The 10,238-nt window shown below is 55.1% G+C and carries 4 protein-coding genes, 6 pseudogenes and 1 other annotated feature; of the genes and pseudogenes, 4 read left to right on the plus strand and 6 right to left on the minus strand.

Going from position 1 to position 10,238, the window contains the following annotated elements; genetic code table 11:
• From KHC28_RS23960 to KHC28_RS23975, 3 genes and pseudogenes are all read right to left on the minus strand, one after another.
• The coding region (locus tag KHC28_RS23960) for a transposase (RefSeq protein ID WP_376772793.1) at positions 1-149 on the minus strand (149 nt) is incomplete at its 3' end.
• A 10-nt stretch (positions 150-159) separates the two neighbouring features.
• Positions 160-823: pseudogene (locus tag KHC28_RS27555) on the minus strand (IS3 family transposase); the annotation flags it as partial.
• Positions 482-596: a sequence feature (AL1L pseudoknot), on the minus strand. (Overlaps the previous pseudogene by 115 nt.)
• A 144-nt stretch (positions 824-967) precedes the next feature.
• Positions 968-3,184, minus strand: a complete 2,217-nt coding sequence (locus KHC28_RS23975; protein ID WP_214010918.1) for a tetratricopeptide repeat protein — start codon at positions 3,182-3,184, stop codon at positions 968-970.
• A 238-nt stretch (positions 3,185-3,422) separates the two neighbouring features.
• On the opposite strand from KHC28_RS23975, the pseudogene KHC28_RS23980 reads away from it, so the two are divergent.
• Both KHC28_RS23980 and KHC28_RS23985 read left to right on the plus strand, forming a co-directional pair.
• A pseudogene (locus tag KHC28_RS23980) lies at positions 3,423-4,180 on the plus strand (IS5 family transposase).
• A gap of 376 nt (positions 4,181-4,556) precedes the next feature.
• Positions 4,557-4,682: pseudogene (locus KHC28_RS23985) on the plus strand (transposase domain-containing protein); the annotation flags it as partial.
• 245 nt (positions 4,683-4,927) lie between these two features.
• Here KHC28_RS23985 and KHC28_RS27560 read toward each other — a convergent pair.
• Positions 4,928-5,361 (minus strand): annotated as a pseudogene (locus KHC28_RS27560) (IS21 family transposase); the annotation flags it as partial.
• Between the two features lie 228 nt (positions 5,362-5,589).
• Here KHC28_RS27560 and KHC28_RS23990 point away from each other — a divergent pair.
• Together KHC28_RS23990 and KHC28_RS23995 are read left to right on the plus strand one after the other, a co-directional pair.
• Positions 5,590-6,002 (plus strand): annotated as a pseudogene (locus KHC28_RS23990) (transposase); the annotation flags it as partial.
• Between the two features lie 160 nt (positions 6,003-6,162).
• The gene (locus tag KHC28_RS23995) at positions 6,163-6,933 is read left to right on the plus strand and encodes a heparin lyase I family protein (RefSeq protein WP_214010919.1); all 771 of its coding nucleotides are present in this window, start codon (positions 6,163-6,165) and stop codon (positions 6,931-6,933) included.
• A 1,144-nt stretch (positions 6,934-8,077) separates the two neighbouring features.
• Here the strand turns inward: KHC28_RS23995 and KHC28_RS24000 are convergent.
• Positions 8,078-8,812, minus strand: a pseudogene (locus tag KHC28_RS24000) (IS5 family transposase).
• A 134-nt stretch (positions 8,813-8,946) separates the two neighbouring features.
• The gene (locus KHC28_RS27565) at positions 8,947-9,732 is read right to left on the minus strand and encodes an acyltransferase (RefSeq protein WP_246565170.1); all 786 of its coding nucleotides are present in this window, start codon (positions 9,730-9,732) and stop codon (positions 8,947-8,949) included.
• Positions 9,733-10,238 lie beyond the last annotated feature (506 nt).

Consider the following 10,238-nt stretch of genomic DNA (forward strand, 5'->3'; position numbering starts at 1 on the left):
CCGTACCGGGCCTTCCACTTATAGAGCGTGGCGTCCGAGATCCCGTGCTTGCGGCACACATCGGCGGTCTTCATCCCCGCCTCTTGCTCTTTCAGCACCGAAATGAGCTGCTCCGACAAACCCCGTCCAGGTGGCGACGTAGGTGAAATCCAACAGCTACCGCCGATCGGGCGCCGGGGCGTGGAACTGGCGGTTGACGTGGTCGAGCGGACAGAGCGAGGCCTGGTCGCTGATCGTGGTGCGCACCGGCGGCCCCTATCACTCCTTGCAGGCCAAGCTCGCCCTTCCGCGGCGCCGCCGTGTAGCGGGCGACCTCGAAGCCTTCCCGGCGCATATGCCGCCAGAGCTTGCGCATACCATAGACGGCGAAGTTCTGGGCGAAGACCCGGGCGATCTCGGGCTTTAGTGCTTGGTCGCTCCGCGCTCTGATCGAAAGCCGGGTCCGATCGTGCCGCTGGGCCAGCCGCTCGTGGTAGGTGGACGGGGCGATCGAGACCTTGTAGATCGGCTCGACCCCGTAAGCCCCTCGGTGATTGTCGATGAAGGCGATCATCGCTTGAACGGGCGATCAAAGTTCCGCCTGGGCGAAATGAGCCGACGCCTTGCGGAGGATCTCATTGGCCTGGCGCAGTTCACGGCTCTCCCGCTCAAGGGTTTTCAGCTTCTCGGCAACATCCGTCGGCACGCCAGCTCGCTTGCCCGCATCGACCTCGGTCTTCTTGACCCATTCGTTGAGGGGCCGAGCGGTCCAGCCGATCTTGTCGGCGATCGACACCATCGCCGCCTAACGCGAGGGATGTTCCGCCTCGTGCTCCAGCACCATCCGCACCGCGCGTTCGCGCACCTCAGGCGAAAACTTGGTCGTCCTGTTGCTCTTAATGGCCCCTTTCTCCCGGCGAACCCAGGGCGGTTCATAACGCCTCGGATTCGAAAGACTGATCACCGTAAAAACGAATTGATAGGCCTGTCAGAGCTTAGTGAGTCGGCTCTCTGGTTTGCGAAACTCTCTTGCCTGCCAGTTTTTCTCCGAATATTTGTAAGAAACACGGCAGCCAGATACGCAAAAACGGTTGATGTTCGGCCTATCAAATATAATTATTTCTCGGCCTAGAGCCTCTAATCGAGAAGGGTCGTCAGTAATGTACGAGGCCAAAACGCGAGTCAGGAGGCCTGGCCCGGTAGACAGCCAAATAGATTCGCGATCACCACGCAGTACAGCCGTTAACGCTTGATCCAACGCTTGACCAATGACCGGATGGTGTGGTCGCACAGCGATAAAATTGTTTCCGATCGACCCGTAGTGCTCCTGTCTTAGGACAAGCTCGCGGCCTTTCAGAAAGGCATCAAGGGGAGCGACGCACCGGTCATCCGCGTCCACATAAACACCGCCCGCATCAAAAAGAATGGCGAGTCGCAGCAGGTCTGCTTTGCCGGCAACGGATGTTGTTTGCCTGAAGGCGCGTACTAACCGTTGATCTGGATGCCCTTGAAGCCATTCTCGGACGGAAGACAGGGAATGGCACGTGTAGGTCCAGTCGGGATTGGATATCTTCCATTCCTTCATCAATGCACTTACATCATCGGGAATGTCTAGGGTATCCCAAAACTGATGGATATGACGTGTGATACTGCCGTAGTTCGAGTTACATTCTTTTTCACTAAGTACGCCAGATTGGCGTAAATAAATCATAAAGCCCATAGCGCAACCAGTGTGGTGCCGATTTGCTCTGACAGTCTCCACCCATCCGTGGAGCGTATCGTGTTCTCGCGCGGCTTGACCAGCACTGAGAGCATCAGAATCGGTCCAGAAATCATTGAGAATTTCACCCGCAAGTCCCTGCGAAACGTTGAGCATGCGGCGCTGAGGGATCCTTCTATACGCCTCGCCCAGGCTCGATCTGGCGCCCGCGACATCCAACGCCATAAGTCGGACGTCGGCAAGAAGGCGGTATTCGGAGGTCTCGAGTCTGTTGGGTGTTTTATAAAGGGAGAGCACCTCATCGACACGCCACTGCTCCTTAAGAAGGGAAGCCGTTAGGTAAGTGTTGCGCCGAATGTCTTTGTACGTCTTATTTGGCAAAGTCGAAATCGCGACTGCCGCTTCATCAAATCGACCGGAAATTATGTGTAACCGAATATATAATCTTTTAATCGCGGTGTCATTCATGAAACGAGATTTGGCTGAAAATGTGACTTTCTCTGCTTCGTCGAGGAAGCCCATACTTAGAAGCTGGTTGGCTAATGCAACATGCAGTGCGGGGTCGTCGCCCTTGACCGTCAGGGCTCCCGTGAGCTTGTCCTTTGCGAGCCGCATGGAGGAAGCTCGGCCGATGACGCTCGCGAGCCCAATCCAAGCGTCAGTGGGGGATCCTGTTGTCTGAATGGCGCGTTCAAATGTCTCGATTGCCTCTGCATATTGCTGATTCGCAAATTGGCGGCGGCCGAGAGCGAGCAGCAGTTCGGGGTGCTCCGGAAAGGCATCCAGCGCTCGATGTAGAACCGCTTCTGCGGCCTCAGCCCGCCCGGCGCGTGTAAGCAGCTTGGCGAGATCGAGCGGGACAGTTGCTCGACACTGAGACCAATCGTGATCAACCAATGCTTCGGCCTCATCAGTGTGCCCGATCAGTGTATATCTAAAGATGGCAAGTTTCACAAGAAGATCAGTTCGGCCTGGGGCGAGTGTTATAACTCTGCGTAAGACAATATCTGCCTCCAAAAAACGTCCATTCTTCACGAGCTGGTCGAAATAAGAGAGACCAATCTCACGGTCATCTGGTTGATTCAGCCAAAGGTCCCTGATAATTTCTTCCGAATTATGATTGCCTCTACGATATCCATGCAACTTTGCCGTCTGTATTTTGACAGTTACGTTATTTGGGTATAAAGAAGTAAGTTTTCGTAAAATGTAATCTGCTTCTTCCCATTTCTTTGTCGATATGAGAGAGCTCGATAACTTTATACCTATAGAAAAATTATCTTGTTTCATGTTCCAAATTAGGCGCAATGCTTTAATGTACCCAATAATATTTCCATCTCTGCGCCGAATGTCGGCGAGTAACATTAATGCGTCGAGTCGATGCGGCGACGACTTCAATATTCTGCTCAATAAGATTTTTGCCTTGTCTGTGTTGCCGGAGGTAATGTGGACCTGCGCTCTGCTAAGGCGATCGACAGCCTGAGACATCGAAAAGGCACCTTTCCCATCAATTCTAGACAGTTAGAATATAGCGCTGCCACCATGTAGGGATGCTCCCGTTTGTGCAACAGGCCCGATTCCGGGTGGTCGCTTATGAATGATCAGAACACCAAGATCGGGCGGTTGAAGCTGGAGTTACCCGCCGCACAATCCCTAGGCAGTGGCCCCGTAAATTTGCGCGGCGGTTTTTGTCGTGATTCAAGCTCCCGAACCGGGAGTCTAAGAGATGCGCCGTCACGAACTTACCGACGAAGAATGGGCGGTCATCGCCCCGCTGCTGCCGAACAAGGTGCGGGGCGTCGCCCGGGTGGATGATCGCCGGGTGATCAACGGCATCCTCTGGCGGTTCCGCACCGGAGCACCTTGGCGGGACGTGCCGGAGCGCTACGGTCCGCGCACAACCCTCTACGATCGTTTCGTGCGCTGGCGGGGCGCTGGGGTCTGGGACCGTCTGTTGGAAGCGGTGACGGTAGCCTATGACGGCGACATCGTGATGATCGATAGTTCCTGCGTTCGCGTGCACCAGCATGGTGCCGCGATCAAAAAGAGGGCGGCGACGATCGTTGCATGGGACGCTCCCGGGGCGACCTGACCACCAAGATCGATGCCCTGGTCGATGCCGAAGGGCGGCCCATCCACCTCACCCTCACGGCCGGGCAGGCCGGCGACGCGCCGGTCGGGCGTGAACTGCTGGCGCGCCTCGCACCGGGTGGCATTTTGCTGGCAGACAAGGCCTAGGACACCGACGCCATCCGCGCCGAGACGGCGGAGCGCGGCGCCTTCGCCAATGTGCCGCCGCGCGTCATCCGCAAGCGCACCTTCGCCTTCAGCCCGTGGCTTTACCGACAGAGGAACCACATCGAGCGCTTCTTCAACCGCATCAAGCAGATGCGTGGCCTCGCCACACGTTATGACCGCCGCCAGGACAACTTCCTCGCCGCACTCAAGCTTGCCGCAGCACGCATCTGGATCAATGCGTTATGACTCCGCCACCTAGGGCGGCTTCCATCAGGACGATCTGCGAAACCCGTGTTCCGCTATCGCTATAGAAGCGTATAGCCGCTGCCTCGGTTCGATTGGGCCATCGACCAGAAACGAATTTGCCGATCCTACGCTGAATATGGTCTATGGTCGCACGACAAAGCGCCGATGTAACGGGCCAAGGCGAAGGTGGCTGGAAACCCGGTGGCCGACGATACGGCTGAACGTTGTCTGGGAGATCGACGTTTGACCTACTGCCGATACTGTACTTGCGCACGGTGTTCCGCGAGAGGCCCCTGCGGCGGAATATCTTCCGGATCGAGCAACGATCCCGATGATGCCAGCGCCGGATGACGCTCATTAACTCCATGTCGAGCGCTCCGCTGGCTGCAGCGAACACGGGGCCGTCATCGCCTCTCTCGTCGAAACCTGCAAGCTCAACGCTGTCGATCCGCAGGCCTATCTCGCCTGCATCATCACCGACATCGCCGCCACCCATCCCTAGAGCCAGATTGACTACCTGATGCCTTGAGTCTACGCGACCCCGCTCAAAATCGTGCCCGGAATACAGCGCCTAACGAGGATCGATGCCCCGTAGATCGTCATTCATCTCCCATGCCGCCAACGACCAAAGAAGACGGACGACCCCGTTGCATGGGTGGCTCATGCGGCGGCCTGACCACCAAGATCTATGAGTTGGTCTATGTCGAAGGATGTCCGATCCGTCCCAAGCTGACCGAAGGCTGGGCAGTTCTTCACCCGCAGGCGTGGCGTGAAGAGCGTTCGCGCACCAGCCCGACCTGGTTCTCGACCTGTCCCTTCTCCCGCCTCGACGCCGGTATGCAAGCCACGGGATGGACGACGAGATGCCCGCACATCCACAGGAAGCTCCGATTAGAGGCTCGTTCGCGCCCTACGAAGATCGCCTCCACCTGCCCTCATGTTACCATAGATGCCGCACGTACAGTCGCCCTTGAAGAACGCGAACGCCCGATCGTGAGCGTCGAACACCCATCTCCTGGGTCTCGAGCGGATGCTCGTAAGAGCAGCATGCTCGAGTGGCAGAGCCAGACAAGGACGGCCTTGACCGTCACCGTCGTGCCGTCGATCAGCACGATCTCGTGGCTCCAGTCGAACTGGTAGGCGTCGCCTGGATCGAAGCTCAGGGGCACGAAGGCTGACGCCGACAGTGACCCCTGAGCCTTCATCCGTGGGGTCAGCTTGTGCGGGAGGCCATCCGATTGAATAGAACCCCCCCATCCGCGCCGCGGACCTGGAAGCGCCGCTTGGCCAATTCGATCGCGAGGACAAGAATATCTGATATGTGTTCCTCCTGAAGGAGCCGATAAGGCGCTGCCCGGGCACTTCGCCTGCCCGCCGGAGGGAGCATCCACGCCATCAGTTGAGATCTCGGGCGCCTGATAGGACAGACCAAGGGCGGGACGGGCGCCAGGCTGCACGCCCTCATGGACGCCAACGGCCGGCCCCCTGAGCTTCTTCACTACGGCCGGCCAGGTCAGCGGCTACATCGGCGAAGCAGCCCTACTCGACGATCTGCCCAAGCCCTAGTGGAGGCTGCCCGGGGGGGGGCCGAATGGTTCAGGAACGCACTCAAGAAAAAGGGCATCAAACCCTGCATTCCGGGCCGCAAATCACGTTCCTTGCCGTCAAAAACGACAAGCGCCGATACAAGCGGCGCAACCGCATCGTGATCATGTTCGGCCGTCTCAAGGATTGGCACCGCGTAGCAACACGATACGACCGCTGCCCAACCGTCTTCTTCTCCGCCCTCGCTCTGGCGGCCACCATACTCCTCCGGCTGTGATCATTAACTCCTACCCCTAATTCGGCCAGCCACCCAAGGCGATCGGAGTTTACAGTCAGCCCAAAATTGAACGCAATTAAATAATTACAATGCAAATAACATAGCGGGACACTAGATCGGAAAGCGAATCCGCGAGAGGCAAGGCGTGTAGGAAATGAAAATGTGGAAATATTATTTAAGTGTACTCGTATTTTTACTATTTTTCGGCGCAAATGGCGCTTTCGCATGGGAGGTCCCAACAATAACAAGTGAAGTGTCAAATGGAGAGGCATGTTCATCGGCAATTGGCGAGGGAGGTAACGTAATTACAGGTGGCTTGTCTCTAAAAGGGAAATGTGAAGGCGGTGGATATCCCGTATATATCGACAAGTCAGGCGCCATTCCGGCGTTTGTTTTTGATCTCAAGTCATTTAGTTTCCAGCATAACAGATCGGAACTTGCCGTAGTAAATTATAATTTCCTATTTAATAAGACGTATGCAATCTCATTTGAGATAAATGTTCCGAAAGAGTCCCAAATAACGAATACGTGGTTTTATATGATGCAGTTTTGGCAAGGGGGTGGGCGTCCTCCAATATTTGGGCTCCGGATGAATCGGGGCGAATCGCATTATGCTTCTATAATGGCGCGTGGGAGTGGCGATAGAGGAGGCACCTCAATATCGACAGTATATCTTGAGCCCGATCGTTGGATAAAAATAGCCATAGAATTCAACATAACTCCAGTCGGGCAGGGGTGTGTGTCTGTGAAGACTTCTCCCAGTGAGATTGCTCACTGGTGCGGAAAAGTGGGCTATAATATAGATGATAACGTAAAGAAATGGTATCGTATGAAGTTTGGTATCTACAAGGGTGGGGAGCCTGGTAGGCAGTTTGTTGTCAAGTATCGAAATATTCGATCATCTAATAGCATAGATGAATTGTGGAATTGATTTGGATGTTTAATTATATATGTGCGTTCAGATTGAAGTGCTGTCGGCCTTCGTGCTTATCCGATGATTGACTCGAAAGAGATTTAGGGCGCTCAGATTTTTCGGCAGAAGTTAAACGTAGTGTTACTGCCAGTGCCTGACGACGAGCAAAACCTCAATCAAGAGAAATTTCTAGCTCGACCAAGTGGTGATATATTCCGGTGCCGTCAGTCAGGGGCTACTCTCCCTTGGAGTGGGTTGGACAACCGCGCCTTCGGCAATCCGTCACGGCACAGACGTAGAAGCTCGCAATGGATGGGTTTGGCATTGGCTTGCCGAGAACGTGTAATACCACTGGAGCCTTGCTGTATCGTCCTGGGCCGGAACGGCATTGGAGGCCTAAATGTGTCTACTGGCGATACGATCATCTTCCGCCTCCTGACCGCTGTCGGCAGTCTGTCGAGCCCAGACAGACAGATGCCCGTCGTACTCTTGCCGGGCATTGGCCGGCGCTGGGATCAATGAAGCATCAGGCAACGTCGAACATCGGGCAACCGAATCGAGCGAGCAGAGCTCATCTGGTCGCATAAAGATCATCATCCGGGTGCGTTTCTTGCACTCCCCTGTTGTCGCCTCGCTGGCAAACTGCCGACTGCCCTCAGAGGCCAGTCGGAGTAGCTTAGTGGCTGATCGGGAAGCCCTCCCGCCTGGGCGAGAGGTGGGAACGCCGAAAGCCGGACCGCCGCCAATCGCCGTCCGTTCGGCAGCATCATTGGCCGGGCATACGTATCCAAGGGCGTACACAATGAAGGGGGGGGGCTTTGGTTCTTGCTCTGTTCACTATCGCGGGTTATTTTCCTGCCAAAGAGGAATCTGCGATGTCAAAGAAAACCTTCTACGTGGTCCAACCCTTCGAAGTGGGTAGACGTGGGGCCATTAGGGTTGGCACTCCGATCGAAGCGCGAAGCGCAATCGATGCCGAGCGGATTGCTCGGCGGATGAGTTTATCAAAGGTGGCGGTTATTGCTTTTTCGAACGAGGTAGACCTAGACAGCGGCGACTCGGACCTGCCCATTATAATCGTATCTTTTGGCCAGGTGCCGGAGGGGGTGCTTGAATCGGTTTAATTCTCGATCCCATCGCTGCAAGATCCAGAAGTGGCTTCTCAGTTCCTTAGAGAGCGGACCCATAAGGTGTTGGTCGAGAGGCGCGCTGGGAGCAGCTTGATGGCTGCGAGGAAGTTGTCGGCCCTCGGTCGTAGCGTGTGGCAATGCGGCGCATTTGTTTGATGCGGTTGGATAAGCGCTCCACAAGGTTTCGTTGGCGATATGCCCAGCGGCTGAAGCTGAAGGACACTTTGCGGGTCGAGCGCGGCGGGATGTTAGACCAAGCGCCGTGGTCTCGCACAAGGGCGCGTATGCCATCCGCGTCGCGGGCCTTGTCGGCGGTGTCTCTCACTCCCGATCGGACGTCATCCAGCAACGTCACTGAGATCGGCGCGTTGCCTGTCTGTCCCAAGGTGAGTTCGATTCGGAACGGGCGGCCTTCGGCATCGACGAGAGCGTGGATATTCGTCGTTAGGCCGCTGCGGGAACCTCCCATGCAAGGATCGCCAGAGCCCCTTTTTACCCGAGGCCTCATGATGGTGGACCTGGACGCAGGGCGGGTCGACCATCACGATGTCGCCGTCGTAAGTCTCGGGCGCCGCAGCCAAAAGCCGGTCCCAGACGCCGACGTCCCACCATCAGCTTAAGCGATTCAGTCGCGCCGGTCGAGCCCCGTGGCGCTCCGGCACGTCGCGCCAGGACCAACCAGTCCGAAACCGCCACAGGATGCCGTTGATCACCCGCCGGTCGTCTGCCCGAGCCCCCCGAGCTACGGGCAGCAGCGCCTCAATGATCCGCTACTCGTCGTCCGAAAGTTCATGTCGTCGCATCCCCATTTCCTTCCAAGGAGAAGGACCCAACATCAGCTCTAAAGAGGAGCCCCGTTAATGGGGACGTTCTTGGGTCGGACTCTTGATGAATAGTACTCTCAAGAACTCTCGTCAGTGAGCCGCACGAAGGGAGGAATAGGCAAATTTTCCCTTTTCAGCATCTCGAAATAATTCCCATCGTCTGGGACGGCGTTTCCGGTCCAGAATACATTCTTAGATGTTACCTTACAGGGATTGCCTGCTGCCGCACAATTATTGGGTACTTTTCCTGCCAAAACGCTGAACGCGCCGACAACGGAGCCGTTCCCGATCTGTGCCCCGGTCAATATTTTCACCCCCTGTCCAATCCAAACGCGTTCTCCTATTTCAATGCTGGACTTAGAGCGTCTCGACCCATTAATTGAACTATACAGCCCGTGAGATTTCGACGAATATAAGAGTATATCTCTTGATGCCATACATCCACTTGAAATATTGACGCTAGCACCCTGCGTGCAAAATATAGTCATCCCGCGGACCGTGTGTGGATTCGACATGGACACAGTGCCGCCATTGACGCAAGCGATATCCAGTCTCGCAACCCCCCTTAGTCCTTGTAATAAGACAGTGTTGCGAGATCCGCCAAAATGAATAATTGTATTTTTTAATGATTTATTGTCAACTGGTCCGCCGAGTACGACACGATTTCCCCGTTTATCCGAGAATTCGATTTCATCATGTCCGCCAAATTTATTTACCAGATCTAATAAAGCACAAGAAAGCAGCGAAACATCTGGAAATTCTTTTAATTCGCTTTTCTTGAAAAGAGTTGTCTCTTTCGTATTATTCTCTTTATCGCGAGCATATTCGAGATCAAAAGAAATATTATCTTTATGGCTATTCATGGATACTCATTCCTGCTAATTGAATAGGATATTAATTCGCTTTTAAATATTGTGCTGCGCCACGAAATGTCCGCATTGATATGCTGCATTAGTATGCAGGTTGCAAATGCTCATAATTTACGTCGAATGTCATTTTGCTACCTACTGGCGAACTCGAAACCGAGAAGATACAATAGTCGACAATTCCCGAACGGCAATCCACATTTGTGGTGCTGACCGCGTAGGTGGCGTATCACGCTATCTTCGGGGTAGGGTGCTTTGTGCGATAATGCTGCTGGTCAGCCGTGCGCGTCGTCACGGTATCGAGGCTCCGCAGAGAACACGGAAACGGATCGGGATGCCTATTATGTGGCTGAAGCTGTCGTAGCGGCGCACATTAATGCCTCTGACCTGAGCCCCTGATCTTCCTCCAGATTTGAGTAGAGTCCGTCACTCACGGAGACGGACGATGCGCCCCTCACGGTTCACGGAAGAGCAGATTATCGGGATGCTGAAGGAGCAGGAGG

Origin of the sequence: Ancylobacter sonchi, assembly GCF_018390695.1 — a bacterium.
Lineage (GTDB): Bacteria > Pseudomonadota > Alphaproteobacteria > Rhizobiales > Xanthobacteraceae > Ancylobacter > Ancylobacter sonchi.